General features: G+C 41.4%; 16 protein-coding genes. 3 read left to right on the top strand and 13 right to left on the bottom strand.

Annotation, left to right across the window (positions count from 1 at the left end):
- Nucleotides 1-433: 433 nt before the first annotated feature.
- The gene (locus B4U37_RS08245; RefSeq protein WP_088017830.1) at nucleotides 434-1,729 is read right to left on the bottom strand and encodes an NCS2 family permease; all 1,296 of its coding nucleotides are present in this window, start codon (nucleotides 1,727-1,729) and stop codon (nucleotides 434-436) included.
- Between the two features lie 431 nt (nucleotides 1,730-2,160).
- Between B4U37_RS08245 and B4U37_RS08235 the strand changes: the two genes are divergently transcribed.
- The gene (locus B4U37_RS08235; RefSeq protein ID WP_088017828.1) at nucleotides 2,161-2,397 is read left to right on the top strand and encodes an IDEAL domain-containing protein; all 237 of its coding nucleotides are present in this window, start codon (nucleotides 2,161-2,163) and stop codon (nucleotides 2,395-2,397) included.
- A 24-nt stretch (nucleotides 2,398-2,421) separates the two neighbouring features.
- On the opposite strand, the gene B4U37_RS08230 is transcribed toward B4U37_RS08235, so the two are convergent.
- Nucleotides 2,422-2,643: a hypothetical protein gene (locus B4U37_RS08230; protein WP_088017827.1), complete on the bottom strand. Its 222-nt coding sequence runs from the start codon at nucleotides 2,641-2,643 to the stop codon at nucleotides 2,422-2,424.
- A gap of 346 nt (nucleotides 2,644-2,989) precedes the next feature.
- Here B4U37_RS08230 and B4U37_RS08225 point away from each other — a divergent pair, with 346 nt between their 5' ends.
- Nucleotides 2,990-4,144: an aminotransferase A gene (locus tag B4U37_RS08225; RefSeq protein WP_088017826.1), complete on the top strand. Its 1,155-nt coding sequence runs from the start codon at nucleotides 2,990-2,992 to the stop codon at nucleotides 4,142-4,144.
- 54 nt (nucleotides 4,145-4,198) lie between these two features.
- On the opposite strand, the gene B4U37_RS08220 is transcribed toward B4U37_RS08225, so the two are convergent.
- The 7 genes from B4U37_RS08220 to B4U37_RS08190 form a co-directional block, all read right to left on the bottom strand.
- The gene (locus B4U37_RS08220; RefSeq protein ID WP_088017825.1) at nucleotides 4,199-6,262 is read right to left on the bottom strand and encodes a peptidase associated/transthyretin-like domain-containing protein; all 2,064 of its coding nucleotides are present in this window, start codon (nucleotides 6,260-6,262) and stop codon (nucleotides 4,199-4,201) included.
- Nucleotides 6,240-6,578 carry a hypothetical protein gene (locus B4U37_RS08215; protein WP_088017824.1) on the bottom strand — a complete coding sequence of 113 codons (339 nt, stop codon included), beginning with the start codon at nucleotides 6,576-6,578 and terminating at the stop codon, nucleotides 6,240-6,242. Before B4U37_RS08215 ends, B4U37_RS08220 begins: the two co-directional genes overlap by 23 nt.
- A complete protein-coding gene (locus tag B4U37_RS08210) occupies nucleotides 6,550-7,119 on the bottom strand; it encodes an RNA polymerase sigma factor (RefSeq protein WP_088017823.1) in 570 nt (189 codons plus the stop codon). The genes B4U37_RS08215 and B4U37_RS08210 overlap by 29 nt, the downstream gene beginning before the upstream one ends.
- A 366-nt stretch (nucleotides 7,120-7,485) precedes the next feature.
- Entirely contained in the window at nucleotides 7,486-8,625 is a 1,140-nt protein-coding gene (locus B4U37_RS08205; RefSeq protein ID WP_088017822.1) for a S8 family peptidase, read from the bottom strand.
- A gap of 96 nt (nucleotides 8,626-8,721) precedes the next feature.
- Nucleotides 8,722-9,867 (bottom strand): S8 family peptidase, encoded by a 1,146-nt coding sequence (locus B4U37_RS08200; RefSeq protein ID WP_088017821.1) that lies wholly within the window; start codon nucleotides 9,865-9,867, stop codon nucleotides 8,722-8,724.
- A 259-nt stretch (nucleotides 9,868-10,126) separates the two neighbouring features.
- Nucleotides 10,127-11,473 carry a sodium-dependent transporter gene (locus tag B4U37_RS08195; protein ID WP_088017820.1) on the bottom strand — a complete coding sequence of 449 codons (1,347 nt, stop codon included), beginning with the start codon at nucleotides 11,471-11,473 and terminating at the stop codon, nucleotides 10,127-10,129.
- A 162-nt stretch (nucleotides 11,474-11,635) separates the two neighbouring features.
- A complete protein-coding gene (locus B4U37_RS08190; protein ID WP_088017819.1) occupies nucleotides 11,636-13,483 on the bottom strand; it encodes a PAS domain S-box protein in 1,848 nt (615 codons plus the stop codon).
- 281 nt (nucleotides 13,484-13,764) lie between these two features.
- On the opposite strand from B4U37_RS08190, the gene B4U37_RS08185 reads away from it, so the two are divergent.
- Nucleotides 13,765-14,652 (top strand): NAD(P)-dependent oxidoreductase, encoded by an 888-nt coding sequence (locus tag B4U37_RS08185; RefSeq protein WP_088017818.1) that lies wholly within the window; start codon nucleotides 13,765-13,767, stop codon nucleotides 14,650-14,652.
- Between the two features lie 48 nt (nucleotides 14,653-14,700).
- Here B4U37_RS08185 and hutG read toward each other — a convergent pair whose 3' ends face one another.
- From hutG to hutH, 4 genes are all read right to left on the bottom strand, one after another.
- Nucleotides 14,701-15,669, bottom strand: coding sequence for a formimidoylglutamase (gene hutG, locus B4U37_RS08180; RefSeq protein WP_088017817.1), 969 nt, complete (start codon nucleotides 15,667-15,669; stop codon nucleotides 14,701-14,703).
- Complete coding sequence (hutI, locus tag B4U37_RS08175) at nucleotides 15,662-16,921, bottom strand: imidazolonepropionase (RefSeq protein ID WP_088017816.1); 1,260 nt, start codon at nucleotides 16,919-16,921, stop codon at nucleotides 15,662-15,664. The genes hutG and hutI overlap by 8 nt, the downstream gene beginning before the upstream one ends.
- A 3-nt stretch (nucleotides 16,922-16,924) precedes the next feature.
- Nucleotides 16,925-18,583 (bottom strand): urocanate hydratase, encoded by a 1,659-nt coding sequence (gene hutU / locus B4U37_RS08170; protein WP_425444108.1) that lies wholly within the window; start codon nucleotides 18,581-18,583, stop codon nucleotides 16,925-16,927.
- A 120-nt stretch (nucleotides 18,584-18,703) separates the two neighbouring features.
- Nucleotides 18,704-20,203, bottom strand: coding sequence for a histidine ammonia-lyase (gene hutH / locus B4U37_RS08165; RefSeq protein WP_088020219.1), 1,500 nt, complete (start codon nucleotides 20,201-20,203; stop codon nucleotides 18,704-18,706).
- Nucleotides 20,204-20,216 lie beyond the last annotated feature (13 nt).

Raw genomic sequence — 20,216 nt, 5'->3', positions numbered from 1 at the left:
TCCCCTTTTATTTATAAGTTATTTGATTAGTCCGCTGTTCCTTTCCGCAATTGGCTTCGCTTTCCGCGGGACGGTGCTTGAGCCTCCTCACTTCGTTGCGGGGTCTCAACCTACCGTTACTCCCCCGCTGGAGTCTACGCCATTTGCTCCAATCCACAGCTAGAAATTGGTTAAAAGAATTGTTATTGGTTTGTCAGTTTCTCGTTAAATATCTTTTTTAACCTTAAGTTGAATGAAGTAACCTTGTTGATTGTAGTGGAAGGCGCGCAGACGCCCGGGGGAGGAAGGGACAGGTGGACCCCGCAGGCAGGCTCACGGACCGCCCGCAGGCAAGCGAAGCGCGTGGAACGGAAATCAAGTGGAATTTATACTTTCCTACATTTAAATAAGAAACGACGCACCCGAAAAAGTTGGGTGCGTCGTTTTTTATCCGTTAGTGTGCCGGAAAATAAATCATTTGTATTAAGAATATAACTGCAAATACGTAAATGAGCGGATGAACATCTTTCCACTTTCCATTTACAGCTTTCATGATGGGATACGTAATAAAACCAACCGCTATCCCTGTTGCGATGCTTGAAGTTAACGGCATTGTCAAAATAATGGCGAAAGCAGGGAATGCTTCATCAAAATTTCTCCATTGTATCTTTGCAAGACCTTCCATCATAAAACATCCCACAATAATTAATATTGGTGCAGTGATTGCCGGTAAACTGGATATAGCGGAAATTGCCGGGGAAAAGAACATCGATAAAAGAAACAATCCAGCTACCACAATAGAAGTCAATCCTGTTCTGCCACCCGCAGCAACCCCGGCAGAAGATTCAATATAAGCACAAGAAGGACTTGTCCCAAGGGCTGCACCAGCTGTCGTTGCTATCGCATCGGAAAGTGTCGCAGGCTTCGTTCTTGCCAATTTGCCATCCTTCATAAATCCAGCTTGTTCTGACACTCCTACAAGCGTTCCAGTAGAATCAAAAATAGTAACTAAAATGAATGCAAATACCACAGTATATAAACCGTTTGTCACTACCCCACTAAGTGCATCTCCAATATGGATGAACTGAGGTGCAGGAGGCATATCCACAATGCCGTTAAATGAAAGCATATTAAAGAAATAGCCTGCGATTGCCGTCAAAACCATACCATAAAACAGGGCACCGGATACCCGTTTTGCCATAAGAATGAGGGTGACGAACAGTCCTCCGATAGCAAGCGCCGTAACAGGACTTGTGAGATCTCCAAGTGTAATCATCGTTGCATCACTCGGAACTACAATACCTGCCATCTTTAATCCAAGAAACGCTATGAATAAGCCAATACCCGCTGTAATCCCATACTTTAATGGCGCAGGTATCGCTTCAATAAGCGCTTTTCTTAAATTGGTCAAACTTAAAATAATGATAACTAGTCCAGCTAAAAACACCGTTCCCAACACTGCTTGATAGGTAAGTCCCTGAGTAGCTACAACACTTGTGAAATATGCATTAAGGCCCATCCCGGGAGCAACCGCTATTGGATACTTTGCAAATAGTCCCATGGTTACCGTCCCGATCACAGCGGCAATGATTGTTGCCATAAACACTTGTTCAAATGGAATACCTGCTGCTGAAAGAATAGCCGGATTCACAAAAATTATATAAACCATCGTAAGGAAAGTCGTAATCCCCGCTAATACCTCTTGTTTAATTGACGTATTAAACTTTTTAAAATCAAAATAGTTTTCCAACTTAAAATTCCTCCAAAAACGAATGTATTATTGAAACCTTACTAATAATATTCGTTTTCTATTGATATTTCAAGAGTAAATTTAAAATTCTCGTCCACGACTTTATTATTTTTCCGAATCACCATTGATTTCAACAGATGACTATTCTTTCTTCAACTTTTTTAAGGTTAATACACTCTAATTGTTTTCCCTATTGCTATTTTGGGTATATTCAAAAATAAGTAACCAAACAATATCTTTTAAGCAAATGTCACACTTTAACAAAGTTTCCACTATTTTTTCTGATATATCTAAATTTTCTAAAAATGATACTTCACAAACAGGACAAAATATCAGATAATAGGAAAAAGGATGAGCAAGCATATATTCCATCCTTTTCATGATTCACCCATTAATACGCATTCCAAAATTCCGCACAGGGGGTAGAAATTATGAATAAGCATTTTTCTTTTCAACCTGAACAATCTGTTTCCAACTTCAAAAGCTTTGATATGACCAGAGAGGAGAAAGTCGCTCAAATCATTGTCGACTCTTCTGTCTTTCAATTCCATAAAAACAGGCTGATGAACGAAATAGATCTAGCATTAGGTGAAGGCAACCGTCAAAAATTCAAAACACTATCAAACGAATATAATGCCCTATTAGATCAGTTCTCTCACTTACAGTAAAAAGCAAAAAAAGAAGCGGAAACTTCATTCCGCTTCTTCTTGCTTTTCAGGGAGCTTTTTCTCTATTGTTTTCGCCTCTGTTTGGCAGCAAGAACATTGTTTCTTTGTCTCTTTTTCCTGCTTGTACAAGTAAGCGAGCACCCCAATAATCATAAACGAAAAGACCCCTGATGATGAATCCTGAAAAAACAACTCCTCTGCGTACCTTTCCAACAACGTAACCCAGATTTGTAGCACAATATCCATTACACAATCCCCTTTCAGACGGAATCCAACAGACACCAAATCCCAGTAATACAAAGGTGAAAGGAGTGCATCCAAAGCAATGGAGACGGCAACTAAAATTATGTGAATATTCTGTGTTTATAATTATTATAAAGGTTATGTAAGTTTTTTCCTATCCTACTAGCTTCTTATTTTTATAGGTCTTCCCTAGTACGCCAAAGACCAAACAAACGTTTCCCCTCTCTTTCTAGGTATCAAGGAACCCCTCTTCCTACCTATACATTTTACTAGAATAATCTCTTGGACAAGGGGAAAAAAGTCAGTTACACTAACTTAAAAAGCTTGAATACATAAAGGGGCAATTTGTATGGAACATCTAATCAACTCGAATGTAAAAGATATAGAAATTTCAGGGATTCGAAAGTTTTTCAACCTTGTAGCAAAATATGATGATGTACTTTCACTTACCATCGGGCAACCCGATTTTCCTACTCCAACACATGTAAAAGAAGCCGGCAAAGCTGCCATTGAAATGAATAAAACCGTGTATACACCTAATGCTGGCATCCCTGAACTTAGGAAGGCTGCCACTGAGTTTGTTACAAAGAAATACAAGATGGATTATGACCCTGAGACTGAATTGATTGTTTCCATTGGTGCCAGTCAAGGGATTGATATTGCATTTCGTACCATTTTAGAACCGGAAACGGAAGTGATTTTACCTGGGCCAGTCTATCCAGGTTACGAACCTATTATAAAACTTTGCGGGGCGATACCTGTTCATATCGATACGAGAGAGACTGGTTTTCAATTAACAGCAGATCTAATAGAAAAAAATATTACGGAAAAAACACGTTGTATCATTCTACCTTATCCATCTAACCCGACTGGTGCAGCATTACCAGAAACGGAATTAAGAAAAATTGCAGACCTGTTGCAAGACAAGGATATTTTTATTTTGTCAGATGAAATATATAGTGAACTTGTTTTTGAGGGCAAGCATCAATCTATTGCCACCCTCCCCGGCATGCGAGAGAAAACCATCGTCATCAATGGTGTATCCAAATCCCATTCCATGACAGGTTGGAGAATAGGGCTTGTATTTGGTCCTGAATATGTGATGAAACAGATGTTAAAGGTACATCAGTACAACGTTTCCTGCGCGAGTTCCGTCTCTCAATACGCCGCATTACAGGCTTTAACAACAGGAATTAATGATGCAGAGGATATGAAAGTACAGTATCAAGAGAGAATGAACTATGTGTATGGACGCCTTGGGGAAATGGGGCTTGAGGTAGTAAAGCCAAGTGGCGCGTTTTACCTGTTCCCTTCAATTGAGAAGTATAAGATGAAATCATTTGATTTTGCGTTAAAACTTGTAGAGGAAGCAGGCGTCGCGGTTGTACCAGGTAGTGCATTCTCTGAGCTAGGAGAAGGGTATGTAAGACTTTCCTATGCCTATGACATGCAAACACTTGAAAAAGCAATGGACCGTATGGAACGTTTTTTGAAAAACTTATAAGCAAAAAAGAAAAAAGGAACGACTCTATGCACAAGTAGTCGTTCCTTTTCCCTTTTATTTTCTCAAATGTTCAATAAACCGCTTCAATTCTATCTTAGTTGTCGTTTTCAACCAATCTTCTAGTCTTTCATTTTCCTCCTTAAAGTGCCATCCAATTACCTCTTCAAGTTCTTCCCTATATCCATCAAACTGTCCCTCTTCACTTTGGAGATTTTTAATTAAAAGCTCCCAATCAACCCTCACATCATAAATCCCTTGCTCTGGATGTTCTTGCGCCAATTCTAATACATAATCAAAAGGATCACCTAAAAACAGTTCTAGTGCTAGCCAATCGCCGATATGTTCATGGCTATATCCTTGCTCCATTACCAGTCGAAACTGTGATTTTGCCTCTTCATACTTTTCTTGATTTAAGAGGGCCATTGCGTGAGTTCCCTCAATATATTCATTTAAAATATCTCCCTTTATACCTTCAAACCTTTCATACCATTTTTTATAGGTTTGCCAATCTTCTTTTTCATAATAGTATTGGAGAATATCAAGGAACAAGATTTCGTTAGGGGCTTTTTCAGCCAAAACCTCTAAGTAAGGTATTGCCAAATCTTTTGTTGATTTGTTAAACACCGACTCCTCGACACCGATAATCTTGCTAATCATTAGCAAACTATGCAGGTCATTTGGATTCTTAGCATAATTTTGCTTATACATATCCAATGCTTCATCTGGCTTATTCTTTAACAAAACTCTATCTGCTTTTGTCAATTCTCTGTTCTTTAAATAAAAAGTCGGCAGGTTTCCAAATGTGTCGGCTCCTAATCTGTAACCTTGGCTTTGCGTAATTAAATTACCTTTTTCATCATATGCCTCCACATTCCAGAAAAAGCGGCCATTAGGATCTGCGAAACCTAGTACAGAAGAATAATCAATCCCCTTCCCGTCACTTTCTTCTGTAAACTGAATGACTCCTTGCGAAAAGTAAAGATCTTCCACGGGAACAGTGAGTTCAGTGCTTTTAATACCACTCTTCAAACCGTGCGATACGGATCCCCCCTCCACTTCTCTGCCTACACTAATACTGTAGTATGCCGCTTCTTCCACAGGTTCCCATGAAAAATGAAGCTGATTATCTGTAATTTCCTCCGAATTAACCGGCTGATGGATGTCAATCAAAGGATTAATGACGGAATCTTGTGCAACAACATCCTCACCTTTCACTTCAACCCAAGGATCTGCAGGCATGGCAAGTGTATAACCATCTATCTGATCAAAGGTAAACCCAAATCCCAGCTGATAACTGCCTGTTGGAACATTTTTAAATACGTATTCACCGTTTTTGTTGGTTACTGATTGGTATTGTTCATACGCACCAATGCTGTAATGCAAATTGTTCTTATCACGGAGAAATACCCCTACACCGTCCATAGGTGTCTCACCATCGGATTTGAGAAGTACTTTTCCTCGAACAATATTAACTGAGTCTGAGTTTAACCCATTTTTAATCCTATCTACTTTTTCTTTTGTATAGTCATCTGCTGACACATTTGCAGTGTAATCTTCTATATATTTTAAGGCAAGATCATATTTCTCATTTTGAGCGGCCAAATCAATTTGTTTGAATGCCAATTCCGATCTGAAATATGTTTTATTTCCCCTGTCTAAAGCTGTTTGCAGCACTCTATTCCCTTTTTGCCATTCGCCTTTCTGGTTGTAATAATCCGCTACTTCACCAGCCGCTGATTCCATATATCCATCAGTCGGTCCTTCTTCCACATACTCCAACAAGTAAGGTAGGCGCTCTTGAATAGAGAATTTCAATTTAGACTCCTGGGGATCAGACCAATGAGTTGAGGTCGTGCCGACATACACATCATATTCCATCGTATAAGAGTCCCCCATCATAAACTCCCGGATAAGTGCGTATCTCTGCTCAGTAAAAATTTTCTCATTGTCTAGCACCTCCTGTATTCCCTCTTTTCCCATTTGCTCCCCATTTACCATCTGTTGCTTAGCCATGTATATCGTGAACTGTGGTTGTATTAAATAGAAGAAAATTGGAAGGAATAAAATCAACGCTACTCCAGATAACACTATGTGCTTAATTTTCACTTTTATTTTCATGTTCCTTCACCGCTCTTTCATAGTCATCCTTCCAATAGGTGTATCCAGCTATCTGGATTATTTCACGTTCGGCCTGCGTTGTGGTGACCTCACTATTTAGGTCATCCTTTAGGGAGATAGTCGAGAAGATTAAGGTAGCGGCCACTACGATTGGAAGGACAGGCAACTCAATTTCCTTATTCCAGAAGGATGAAATTTTATCCGCAAAACTTTTCGGATGCGATTTCTGTATAACTTTTTCAGACCCGGTAAAATGGAAGTCCTTTAACTCATGATCAAGTCTTTCTTTAACCGCTAGTTTTTCTTTGTGTTGCACTTTCATCCTCCCCTTTCTCGAAAATGTTCTTTAAATTAGAGCGTCCTCGTTTTAACCTTGTTTTCACTGTACTTTCTGCAATAGCTAACAGCACAGCAATTTCGCTTATTTTCATCTCGTTAAAATAATAAAGAATGATTACTTCTCTGTATTTATAATCCAACTTTTGTATCGATTCACTTAAAGATTGATTCTGGAAATCAAGTAATAATTGCGCCTCAGGACCTTCTATCTGTTCGTCCTCTGTAACTCGTTCGGCAAATTCAAAGTTTAAGAGGATGCTCTTAAAGCTCCACTTACGCATTTGCATTTTACAACGGTTGACTGTAATGGAGGTGAGCCAGCTTTTTAGTTTTTCTTCTTCATCTAGTTGATGAATCTTTTTAAAGGCTGTGATGAAAGTATCCTGTACCACTTCTTCAGCTAGATGACTGTCCTTTACCAGTAAATATGCTGTTCGTAAAAGATAGTCTCCATAAATAGTCATCAATTCTTTTAGCGCGGACTCTTCTTTATTTTTTAATTGTTCCACTAGGTGCAAAGCTCGCTCACCCTCCTTTCTTTTTGAGGTCTATACTTAAGATGCAGGTTAATATGAAATAGTTTCAACTTTTTTAAAAAAATTGTTTTTTGGTAGATATATATTAAAGTAGCATAAAGCTGGGGAGTCTAGTGGGTTTTTATAATTTAAGTGAATGAAGTCACTTGGTTGATTGTAGTGGAAGGCGCGTAGACGCCCGCGGGAGGAAGGGACAGGTAAGACCCCGCAACGGAGTGAGGAGGCTTACGGACCGCCCGCAGGCAAGCGAAGCGCCTGGAACGGAAATCAAAGGTTTATGGAAAATTCTAAAAAAAAGACCCTCCCTTTATCTCACAAGGGAGGGTCTTAGTTTAATGGTTTGTTAGTTTATTGCAATGCCGCTTCAAGGTTAATGACACCATAGCCGTAATTGAAGGACGATCCCAAGTTGGTTGCCGTACTGCGTAACCTTTCACGAACTTCTACATTTGTCAGATCTGGATTTTGCGCCAGTAATAATGCCGCAGCACCTGCCACATGAGGAGATGCCATGGATGTTCCATTCAATTCCCCATATTGATTGCCTGGCAATGTACTGTTGATGGAAACTCCAGGAGCCATCACTTCAAGTTGACTTCCCACACTTGAGAAGGAAGCGCGGTTATTATTAGAATCTACGGCACCAACCGCAATAACAGAATCATATCTTGCAGGATATCCGATTGTGTTTATTAAGCCAAAGAAAGAACCGCTGTTACCAGCTGCAGCCACGACAACGATACCACTGTTATAGGCATTGTCGCTTGCCTGCTTCAACGTACTCGAACCAGTGCTGCCACCTAAACTCATATTGATAACATCCATATCATTATTAATTGCCCATTCGATTCCTTGAGCGATGCCTGCAAGTGTACCGCTTCCGCCAGCACTTAATACTTTTACCGCATAAAGATCTACATCAAAAGCGACACCAAGTACTCCCGTATTATTATTTACAGCTGCAATGGTTCCTGCCACGTGAGTACCATGACCATTGCCGTCTGTCAGAGCATCCGGTTCTTCGGAAACAAAACTTGCCCCGCCTACTACATTCAAGTCCTCATGGCTTGCATCAATTCCTGTATCAAGAACTGCCACTTTTACGCCAGACCCTGTAACACCTTGTGCATGTGCCACATCCGCTTTAATATGAGGTACCCCATAAGGAACCGTTTGTGCTGTTGTGTGCATTTCCACATTTTCTTCCACATATTCTACTAACGGATTTTTTTCAAGTGCTGCGGCAGCCACTTCCGGCAACGTGATATGTAACACATTCATATGTTTAAACTGATGCTCCACCGAACCGCCGAGAGTGGATACTAGCTTGTCCGCTTTGGCTACAGACGGACCACTTTTTATACCAATCAGATATTCCTTCATTAAGGGCTTGCCTTGTGCACCTGCATCTGATGGCGTAAATGAGAAGGATAGAACCATAACTACGGCTAAAAATAAGGTAACTAATTTTCTTAAAGACCTATTCATAAAACTCACTCTCCTATAAAAAATTTATAAAGCACCAGTGCCTTCTCTATTTAAGAGTTGATCCTGGTGCTTCTATTCAAAGGGGGAACAACTTAGTTATTGCAAAGCACTTTCCACGTTTATTACACCATGTCCATAATAGAACGAATCGCCAAGGTTAGTGGCAGTATTTTTTAGTTTTTCACGAATTTGTACATTCGTCATGCTAGGGTATTTTGCTTTGATTAGTGCAGCTGCTCCTGCAACATGTGGAGAAGCCATAGACGTACCATTGAAGGAAGAGTAGTTGTTTCCAGGAGTCGTGCTGAGGATACTTACACCTGGAGCCATTACTTCAAGCTCACTTCCAACACTTGAGAAAGATGCACGGTTGTTACTGCTGTCGACCGCACCAACTGCAATTACAGAACTGTATCTAGCAGGGTAACCCATTGTGTTTCTCTTACCTCTAGAACCGGAGTTTCCAGCAGCCGCAACCACTACAATTCCACTAGCATAAGCATTGTCACAAGCTTGCTGAAGTGCTGTGGAACCGGTACTACCACCAAGGCTCATATTGATAACGTCCATATCATTAGCAATGGACCACTCAATTCCTTGTGCAATTCCACTTAATGTACCGCTTCCGGAAGCGCTAAGAACTTTAACTGCATAAAGATCCGCATTATAAGCTACACCAAGCACTCCTGTCGAATTATTCAATGCAGCAACCGTTCCTGCTACGTGTGTTCCGTGCCCGTTTCCATCTTGAAGGGCATTTGGTTCACCAGAAACAAAGCTTGCTCCACCTTTAACATTCAAATCCGCATGGTTTGCATCAATTCCTGTATCAAGGACCGCAACTTTCACTCCACTTCCTGTTACACCTGAAGCGTGCGCTTTGTCTGCTTTAATGTGAGGAATTCCCCAAGGAACTGTTTGTGCAGTAGCTTGAACTTCTGCGTTTTCCTCTACAAATGCAATGTTAGGATTTTTCGCTAATGCTTCAGCCGCTTTTTCAGGCAAGCTCACTTCCACTACATTCATGTACTGGAATGTATGTTGAATATCGCCACCAGCAGCTGTAATTAAATTTTTGGAAGACTGAGCATTTGCTTTGTTTCCTTTAGCAAATCCCACTAAGTACTCTTTCTTTGCATTAGCACTCGGACCAGAAGCTGCTGCTTGTGCAGATCCAAAAGCTAAAGAGAAAGCAAGTATTGCGATAAGTATGACCGATAAACCTTTCGTCCACTTTTTCAATAAATTCACTCCTCTAATAAAGTTTTTTAATAATTCTCACTATTGAGAACTATTAAGGACAGTTTATCACCTGACAGCTAGTTTTCATATTGGGAAAACACTAGGCAGAAGTCGCTCTTAAAGTAGAAAAACGAGGGTTGTTTTCCCAATAGGAATATCTGTCATAACTTCCTTGTTTCCCCTGTAAATTGTAGGTGGAATGAAAAAAAACACACCGACCAAGAAAGTCGAGTGTGTTTTAAAAGATAATTTAATTTAACTAACCGAAAAGTCCAAATGACTGTAAAAAGACAAGAAGTATTCCTACCGGGATCACATATCTGATCAGATAGTACCAAACTTGGAATAAACCTTTCTTAACGGTAGATCCTTGGAAAAATTCATCTTCCAAGATATTCTTCGGTATTCGATATCCAACAAAAATGGAAATGAAGAATGCACCTACAGGCAAGGCAATATTACTCACGAGAAAATCAGCTACATCAAATATGATACGTTCTCCAATGGTTATTCCAGATAGAATACCAAATGACAATGCGGAAGGTATCCCTAAAACGAAAATGATCATTCCTCCGATTATGGCAATCTTCCTTCTTTTCTCTTGGTTGTCTTTTACGATAACTGCAACTATTATCTCTAAAATAGAGAAGGCAGAGGTCAAAGTCGCAAATAATAACAAGACTAAGAACATAGTCAAGAAGATTCCGCCAAGTGGCAACTGATCAAAAACTGCCGGTAATACGACAAATACGAGACCAGGTCCTTCATCAGGTTGCAGCCCTAAAGCAAACACAGCCGGAAAAATAACTAAACCAGATAAAAGAGAGATAATGATATTCAACCAAACTACAGATCCGGCAGATCGAACAAGATTTTCTCCCTTTTCCAGATAAGAACTATAGGTCACCATGATGGATATACCAACACTCAATGAAAACAAGGCCTGTCCAAGTGCCATCAAAAATGTGTTGGGAGTGATTAAAGAAATATCCGGTTGTAAAAAGTAAAGTATCCCTTCTGATGCACCTTCTAATGTCAGCGATCTAACCAACAACACCATAAAAATAATAAATAATAATGGCATTAAAACTTTACTGGCTTTTTCGATTCCACTTTGCACTCCAGCCTGTACCACCCAAATGGTAATGGCAAGAAAAATAAACTGGGCAATCAACACTTGAGTTGGATTGGCTATTGTCTGTTCAAAAAGTCCTCCATATTCCTCAAGTGAAAATTGAGAAAGTCCCCCTGTTAAACTTTTACCTAAGTATGTAACAATCCATCCTCCTACAACACTGTAAAAGGATAATAAAATAAAGGAGGCAACTACTCCAAGAATTCCGATATAATGCCATTTAGACCCTTTAGCCAAGGTCTTATACGCTGTAATCGCATCCTTTTGTGTACTCCTGCCTATTATAAACTCAGCCAGTAACATGGGTGTAGCGATAATGACCGTGAAAAGAATAAACAACAAAAAGAATATTCCTCCACCATTTGTCCCCGCCATATACGGAAACTTCCATATCGCACCGAGGCCGATCGCGGACCCTGCTGCTGCTAAAATAAAGCCAATCTTAGACGTCCATTGCTCATGCTGTTTCATATACTAAAACTCCTATTTCAAGATTAGTCTCCTATAATACTATCCTTTTTAAAAAATGTATAGGGAATTTTCTGTAAAGTACAACATTGTCTTTCCTTATACATTGAAAGGATTCTCACTTTCAGCACAGGATATTCCTTTACTTTAATTTATTGTAAAATTTCACGCCTTTTGAAATCGAACTTCTATTTGGGTTCCTTCATTCACTTCACTTGTTACGTTTACCGTTCCATGGTGATTTTTAATGATATTAAACGTAATCATCAACCCCAAGCCAGTTCCCGTTGTTTTGGTTGTGAAAAATGGTTCCCCGAGCCTCTTGATAATATCTTCTGAGATGCCAGTCCCCTCATCACGAAACGTAACCACTACTTCATCACCAGCATCCTCTGTATCAATATAGATTGTTCCTCCACTTGGCATTGCTTCTATCCCATTTTTAATTAAATTGATAAACACCTGTTTCATCTGATTTTCATCGCATTTTATGGTTGGAGTCTTTGCCTTCAATTTTAAATCAAACCATACATTGTTCATGATCGCCTGCGTTTCTAAAAGCGTTGTTACATCCTTAAGCAGGGAATGAACGGAAACCGGATGCACATATACTTGATGCGGTTTTGCGAGCAAAAGTAACTCACTTAGGATAAGTTCGATTCTGCTCAGCTCAGACTCAATTATGTGGAAGTATTCTTTCTTTTCTTCCATCTCCCTTTCTAAAAGTTTAAAGAATCCCTTGATAGCTGTAAGAGGATTACGGATTTCATGCGCTATTCCGGCTGCCAATTGACCTGCGACAGTAAGCTTTTCCGATTGCAGCATCAATGCTTCGGCTTGTTTCCGCTCTGTTATGTCACGGATAATAACTTGCATGGCGTCTTTTCCCAAATAAGTCGTGGGTATTCCAACGAGCTCGGTATGAATGGCATTTCCTTTCATCGTCTTCCATTCTTGTTCAAATGTCGGCAACTTCATTCCATTATGTTGTTCATGCACTTCTTGCCATATCTTTTCAAAGTCTTCTTTAGGGAGATTATCATAAATGCTTTTTCCAAATATCTCCCCATAATTATCGACTTCAAGCATTTTTAATCCAGATTCATTAATAAACGTCCATTTTTCTTCACAAATCACGCCGATGGTATCAATAGAATTCTGCACAAGCTTTCGAAAACGTTCTCGACTGTTTTGCAAAATTTTATGAAAGCTCTTCCGGTGCGAAATATCCACCAGCATGACAAAAGAAGCAGGTTTTCCCTTGAAAGTAGTATGATTAGAAGTAATCTCCACATCTATTGCCCGCCCGTCAAACCTCTTCCATCGTTGTTCCATTTGCCCCACTCGGTATCCTTGTTGGACCGACTTGATTCTTTTCTCCACAATTTCATGATAATTTTCTTCTATGTATTCATAAACAGAGGTTTCAAGAATTTGTTCTTTATGGCATGCCCCAAGCATGGACGTACCTGCTTCATTCACATACTTGATTATCCCATCAACAAAAATGAATACTCCGTTCGGCAGGTACTCAATAAGGTCATATGCAGAATAATCTTCATCTATTTGGAGGTCCTCATTTTTTCTCCTTTGGCTAGTGGGCATAGCGATGCTCGTACCTCTATCTTGGATAGTGGAATTCTGATAATCCGATGTACGGGAAAGCATTAAAACGATTTCTTTTTCTTCCCCTGTAGATGATTTGACTTCAGACAGTACCGCTTCCATCCAAACAAGAGTCCCATCCTTCCTTTTCATACGAAAATAACAGTGAGTTTGATGGGAGGGTTGGTAGATTAAGCTCTCTATTAAATATAGGTCTTCCGAATTAATCCAGTTCTCTAACCTCGTATTTATCAGATCTGCCCTAGCATATCCTAATAATGCTTCACATGTAGAAGAGACATATTGTATATCCCCTACATCGGAAACGACAATAATAAGCTGGACCTTAGAAATGGATTCCACAGATTTTGTATTCTCCTTTTTTAATAAAGAGTCAGGGGTACTCATTACACGTTCCTCCCTTCGTAATCTATCGTGATCTTATTATCGTTCAATCCTTTTAAAAAGACACATCGTCCTAAACTATCAATTTCTCCTATTATACTACAAAATTCTTTATTTTTCTAAATATTATAACTAATTACCCCACTTCATTCCTCCCAAAATTATAGATCCCCACCCCACCACCTACAAATCTACCAACACCCCAAAAAAACCTGTATAATAGGGGAATAAAAAACTAGAAAAAAAAAGACAAAAAGGGGTCAGACCCCAGGAGGTATTTACACATGAACAGAGAATTACATAAGGTTGCTTTTGTTGGTACGGGTGTGATGGGTAGTAGTATGGCGAGGCATTTGTTGGATCGTGGGTTTGAGGTTAGTGTGTTTACGCGGACGCGGGAGAAGGCTGAGGGTTTGGTTTCGCACGGTGCGGTGTGGAAGCCAAGTGCTGGTGAGGCAGCTCGCGGTGCGGATGTTGTGATCACCATGGTCGGTTATCCAAAAGATGTAGAAGAGATTTATTTAGGAGACAACGGTATCTTACCTAATGCCGAAAAAGGTGCATACCTGATTGATATGACTACCTCCACTCCGACATTAGCCAAACAAATATATCTGCTAGCAAAGGAACGCGGCTTACATAGTTTGGATGCCCCTGTTTCCGGTGGAGATATTGGAGCCAGGGAAGCTCGCCTGACAATCATGGTAGGCGGGGACAAAGAAGCTTTTGCAGCATGCCAGCCTATCTTCCAAGCGTTAGGTACAAATATCATCCACCAAGGTGAGGCTGGAGCAGGACAGCACACGAAAATGTGCAACCAGATTGCTATTGCCACGAACATGATCGGTGTTTGTGAAGCTTTGGCTTACGCCGAGACCGCAGGACTGGATCCTGAAGATGTCCTAAAAAGCATTTCAAGCGGGGCAGCCGGAAGCTGGTCTTTATCAAATCTTGCTCCTCGCATTATCGCAGGAAACTATGAGCCTGGCTTTTTCGTCAAACACTTTATCAAAGACATGGAAATCGCCCTTGATGAAGCAGACAAAATGGGACTTGATGTTCCAGGTCTTTCCTTGGCTCGTGAAATGTATGTGAAGCTTTCTGCAAGTGGAGAAGAAAATAGCGGTACACAGGCACTTTATAAACTTTTCCAAAAGAAATCAACAAACTAAATCAAAAAGGCGACCGCATTCAAAAGCTGCAGTCGCCTTTTTTTCGCATCACCTGTCAAGCACACTTCTACCTCTTATAAATTCCAACAGACCATGAACGGCCACCCTACTCGTCATGTCACGAAAATCAATCGTTGGATCTATTTCTACAATGTCCAACCCACAAACTGTTTCCTCTTTCCCTAACAAGAAGATCGCTTCAAGAAGCTGTTCACTTGTCATTCCACCAGGTCCGATAGCAGGGCAACCAGGGGCATATGCCTGATCAAGAACATCGATGTCGATAGAAAGGTAAATATGCTCCACCTTATCTTTTAAATATTCGACAGTCTCCCGGATCACTTCCCCCACACCATTTTTCTTAACGTCAGCCATCGTATAAATTTTTATACCGTTTTCCATGGCATATTGATGATAATAGGCACTGTTCGAGTAGTTTCTGATTCCCACTTGAACGAGATGTTCTCCTTTTAACACATCAGCTTCAAGGAGCCTCCGGAATGGGGTTCCATTTGTTGGACCGCCGTCTTCTGTGTTCCTTAAGTCATGATGGGCATCAAATTGAATGACTCCGATTTTACCAGATTTGACTTCATTCATTGCCTTCAAAGTAGAATAGGAGATAGAATGATCCCCACCGACGAAAAGCGGGATACACTCTTTATTTTCTCTTAAAATAGTAGTTACGGTCTCTTCAATCCTGCGATATGATTCCTTTATATCTGTTGCATGCATATGAATATCTCCAGCATCCATAAGCACGGCCGAATCTCTTAAGTCCACCTCTCCTTCCACCGCATAAGTGGAATAAGATTGCATCAGCTTCCTGACAACACCCGGAGTAAAACTTGCTCCGGAATGACTGATGGAAGGTTTGGAAAGAGGGACGCCGATCATGGTCATTCCATTGAGTTTCTTCTCTCCATCCCAAAGTTGCAGCAGATCTGTTGCCTTTGGAAAATGTCTGTCTACAAAGGGAGGAGCCCCTGAGGTTTGCAAAAATGTCGGTTTACTCAAGAAAAGCTCCCCCTTTTGCCACTTCCTTCCCATTTAAAAACACACTGTGAACATGATTGACACCGTAATGATACGGGACGTACTGATAGTTTGGCGCATCCCAGATGACTACATCTGCTTGACGGCCGATTTGAAGTCTCCCAGCAACATCTTCCTTATGAATCGCTTTAGCAGAGTTGACCGTGACAGCATTCCAAATCTCTTCACAAGTCATTTTCAACTTCAACATTGCCAGGTTCATAATAAATTGGATGTTTTCAGTAGGCGAACTTCCCGGATTAAAATCTGTTGCAAGCGCCACCGCTCCGCCACCGTCAATCATTCCGCGGGCATTTGCATAGGTATCTTTGTTTAGGTAAAAGGTCGTTCCAGGTAAAAGAACCGCTATGGTATCAGTTGAACCGAACATGTTGACCGCTTCATCGGACGCTGCAATGAGGTGGTCAGCAGATGCAGCCCCAAGTTCTATCGCAAGTTCTGTTCCACCTAAAGAAACGATTTCATCAGCATGGATTTTCACAGCAAATCCCGCTTCTTTTGCTTGTGTTAAATATCTCTTCGATTGTTCTATTGTAAAAACACCTTCTTCACAGAAAATGTCGACAAACTCTGCAAGATTTTCTTCTTTAAGCATGGAAAATAAATCTGCCATTTCTTCTAAGAAACGATCCCCATCTGCCTCAAAATCCTTTGGAATGGCATGGGCACCCAGAAAAGTCGATGCCATGATCATGGAATATTTTTTCTGAAGTTCCTTAACTACCTTTAATTGTTTAAGTTCTGTTTCTCGGTTCAATCCGTAGCCACTTTTTGCCTCGACTGCAGTTACTCCATAACTGAGAATTCGTTTTAAATGAAACTCAGCTTTTTCTAAAAGTTCCTCAAAACCCGCCTCTTGTGTCGCTTTAACAGTCGAATGGATGCCTCCACCTTTCTTTAAAATTTCTAAATAAGGAATCCCTTGTTGTTTAAGTGCAATCTCATGTTCCCTGGACCCACCAAAAACAAGGTGAGTATGAGGGTCAACAAGTCCAGGAGTCACAAGCTTTCCTTTGCAATCAATTAAATTATTACATTGTAATTCTTTCGTCTCATCAGTGGTACCTAAGAACGTAATTACTCCATCCTTCCAGCCAATTGCTCCATCTTCTATAAGCGGAAGAACTTTCATCTGCTCACCTTTCACCAAATCTGATTCATGATCCATTGTGAGCAGTTGACCGCAGTTGATCAGTAAAGTATCCAATTGCATGGTTTACTCACGCTCCTTTAGCAAAGGAATGTGCACGCCTTTTTCTTTGGCCACTTTTTTCGCAAGATCATAGCCTGCATCCGCGTGCCTCACAACACCCATCCCAGGGTCTGAAGTCAGCACTCGCTCCAATCGCTTTCCTGCTGCTTCTGTTCCATCGGCCACGATAACCATACCTGCATGAAGGGAGTATCCCATGCCCACACCGCCACCGTGGTGAACAGACACCCAGCTCGCACCATTTACTCCATTAATGAGGGCATTCAATATCGGCCAATCTGCTACCGCATCACTGCCATCGAGCATTGCTTCTGTCTCACGATTAGGGGATGCCACAGATCCGCAATCCAAGTGATCGCGCCCAATGACGATTGGTGCAGACAGCTCGCCATTTGCAACCATTTCATTGATGATTTTGCCGAATCGGGCACGCTCGCCATAACCGAGCCAGCAGATTCTTGAAGGCAACCCTTGGAACGCTACTTTTTCTCTTGCCATCTTGATCCAATTGCAAAGATGCTTGTTATCCGAAAACTCTCTTAAAATTACTTCGTCTGTTTTATAAATATCTTCTGGATCACCAGAAAGTGCCACCCATCGGAAAGGTCCTTTCCCTTCACAAAATTGTGGACGGATGAATGCCGGTACAAAGCCTGGGAAGTCAAAAGCTTTTTCCACTCCCTCGTCCAGTGCAACTTGGCGGATATTATTGCCGTAATCAAATGTGATCGCGCCTTTTTGTTGCAGATCAAGCATTGCTTTCACATGCTCAGCCATGCTTTCTTTTGCAAGTTTTACATATTGTGCCGGTTCTTCTTTTCTTCGTTTTGCAGCTTCTTCTAAAGTCATTCCAATTGGAATATAACCATTTAATGGATCATGAGCAGAGGTTTGATCTGTTAAAAGATCTGGTGTAAATCCTCTTTCTACTAGTTGCGGAAGAATCTCTGCTGCATTTCCTAAAAGTCCGATAGATAAAGGTTTTTCTAGTTTCTTATACTCTTCCGCTTTTTGAATGGCTTCCTCCACTTTTTTGACCTTCACATCGCAATATCTCGTTTCAATGCGGCGGTCAATACGGTGTTCATCCACTTCAATGGCGATACACACCCCACCGTTCATGGTAACAGCAAGCGGCTGTGCACCTCCCATGCCTCCTAGTCCAGCGGTTACAGTAATCGTGCCCTTTAGCGTATTGTTAAATGATTGCTTGGCCGCTTCCGCAAATGTTTCATATGTTCCCTGTAGGATTCCTTGAGTACCGATATATATCCAAGAACCTGCTGTCATTTGGCCATACATCATGAGTCCTTTTTGATCTAGTTCATGGAAATGGTCCCAATTTGCCCACTTTGGCACAAGATTGGAGTTTGCTAGCAAGACACGCGGCGCATCAGCATGACTGCGGAACACAGCAACCGGCTTGCCTGATTGAACAAGTAATGTTTCATCATCTTCCAAGTTTTTAAGCGATTCCACAATGGCATCAAAGCTCTCCCAGTTTCTCGCAGCTTTACCGATTCCACCATACACTACAAGCTCTTCCGGAATTTCTGCCACTTCCGGGTCTAAATTGTTCATCAACATGCGCAATGCAGCCTCCTGCACCCATCCCTTCGTATTCAACTCACTGCCCCTAGGAGCACGAATAACCTTCACCATTTCCTTTTCCATATCCATTCATCCCCTTTGATAGATTCATATATTTTGGTTTTTGATAATGTTACAGGATTGTTGCGGGAGTATTAAATTTCTGAGGGGGGTCAGACCCCCCTAGGAATTTCACGCTCTACATAGAACGCTACCCTCATCTTTCATCCATGCGGCCAGTGCTTCGATGTCTTTGGAGAAGATGCGGTCTTCGGTGATGCTTGGGACGATGGTGCGTCCTTCTTGGTACCATTTTTGCATGAGTGGTGCGGATAGGAAGACTCCACGGAATTCAAGGGCTTGCATCGCACACATCCATTCGATGGCAAGCACCCTGCGCACATTGGCGACAATCTGATAAGCATGCCTTGCGCCAATTGTACCCATGCTCACATGATCCTCTTGGTTGGCTGAGGAAGGTATGGAGTCCACACTTGCCGGATGTGCCAACGTCTTATTCTCTGAAACTAGCGATGCGGCACAATACTGCATGATCATGGCACCTGACTGCAGTCCTGGCTTCGGACTTAAGAAAGGAGGCAGGTCATTCAACTGTGGATTAACCAACCGTTCAATCCTGCGTTCAGAAATATTAGCAAGCTCCGCCACCCCAAGCTTCAGAAAATCCATCGCAAAGGCAATAGGCTGGCCATGGAAGTTACCTCCAGAAATCACTTTGCCTCCATCATCAAAAATCAATGGATTATCTGTCGCCGCATTGATTTCTATTTCCAGCTTTTCTTTTACATAACCTAATACCTGCCATGATGCTCCATGCACTTGCGGAATGCACCTTAGTGAATAGGCATCCTGCACACGCTTTTCTCCCTGCCTTGTCACAAGCTTGCTTCCATCCAACAACTTCCGAAACCGCTCCGCAACTTCCACTTGCTCCTTGTACCCTCGAACCCTGTGAACATCATGGTCCAACGCATCCACAATTCCCTCTAGTCCTTCAAAGGTCATCGCTGCAATCGACTCCGCTTGGAAAGCCATCTTTTCCGCCTCTAGGTATGCGACTACCCCTACAGCCGTCATTGCCTGTGTGCCATTTATTAAGGCAAGACCTTCTTTCGCTTTCAATTCGATCGGGGTAATTCCTTTTTCAGCTAGCACACTTGCCGTATCTCGCCTTTTTCCCTCATAAAAAACTTCACCCTCACCAAGCAAGGTCAGGACCAAATGTGACAACGGCGCAAGATCTCCGCTTGCTCCTAGCGAACCTTGCTGCGGAACAACAGGATGTATTCTCTCATTTACATATTGTAAAAGCCGTTCAATGACGATAGGACGGACACCAGAAAAACCTTTCAAAAGAGCATTTGCACGTAATATCAACATCGCACGCCCTATCACCTCATCAAATGCTTCACCCACTCCACATGCATGAGAGTGAATGAGATTCCGTTGCAAGTCTGCCGTCTCTTCAAATGGAATCAAAACATCGCTGAACTTCCCAAACCCCGTTGTAATTCCGTAAACTACTTCCCCTTTATGCACAATATTCTCCACCGCTGCCCGACTAGCGACCACCTTCACCATTGCGTCCTTGCACGCTTCCACCTGATCATCTTCAAATAAAATTCCATTCAATTTTTCAAGCGTCAACGATTCGCCGTTTAATGTAATCATTGCGACTCTCCCC

The sequence above is a fragment of the Sutcliffiella horikoshii genome, from assembly GCF_002157855.1.
Classification (GTDB): domain Bacteria; phylum Bacillota; class Bacilli; order Bacillales; family Bacillaceae_I; genus Sutcliffiella_A; species Sutcliffiella_A horikoshii_C.
This window is presented reverse-complemented; position numbering and strand designations above follow the sequence as displayed.

What these genes read in the sequence shown, in the direction of transcription:
- hutU (WP_425444108.1), bottom strand. Translation starts at nt 18,583, where the DNA reads ATGGTGAAGGTTATTCGTGCTCCTAGGGGCAGTGAGTTGAATACGAAG.
- B4U37_RS08205 (WP_088017822.1), bottom strand. Translation starts at nt 8,625, where the DNA reads ATGAATAGGTCTTTAAGAAAATTAGTTACCTTATTTTTAGCCGTAGTT.
- hutI (WP_088017816.1), bottom strand. Translation starts at nt 16,921, where the DNA reads ATGCAATTGGATACTTTACTGATCAACTGCGGTCAACTGCTCACAATG.
- B4U37_RS08235 (WP_088017828.1), top strand. Translation starts at nt 2,161, where the DNA reads ATGAATAAGCATTTTTCTTTTCAACCTGAACAATCTGTTTCCAACTTC.
- B4U37_RS08195 (WP_088017820.1), bottom strand. Translation starts at nt 11,473, where the DNA reads ATGAAACAGCATGAGCAATGGACGTCTAAGATTGGCTTTATTTTAGCA.
- B4U37_RS08230 (WP_088017827.1), bottom strand. Translation starts at nt 2,643, where the DNA reads ATGGATATTGTGCTACAAATCTGGGTTACGTTGTTGGAAAGGTACGCA.
- B4U37_RS08190 (WP_088017819.1), bottom strand. Translation starts at nt 13,483, where the DNA reads ATGAGTACCCCTGACTCTTTATTAAAAAAGGAGAATACAAAATCTGTG.
- B4U37_RS08225 (WP_088017826.1), top strand. Translation starts at nt 2,990, where the DNA reads ATGGAACATCTAATCAACTCGAATGTAAAAGATATAGAAATTTCAGGG.
- hutH (WP_088020219.1), bottom strand. Translation starts at nt 20,203, where the DNA reads ATGATTACATTAAACGGCGAATCGTTGACGCTTGAAAAATTGAATGGA.
- B4U37_RS08220 (WP_088017825.1), bottom strand. Translation starts at nt 6,262, where the DNA reads ATGAAAATAAAAGTGAAAATTAAGCACATAGTGTTATCTGGAGTAGCG.
- B4U37_RS08185 (WP_088017818.1), top strand. Translation starts at nt 13,765, where the DNA reads ATGAACAGAGAATTACATAAGGTTGCTTTTGTTGGTACGGGTGTGATG.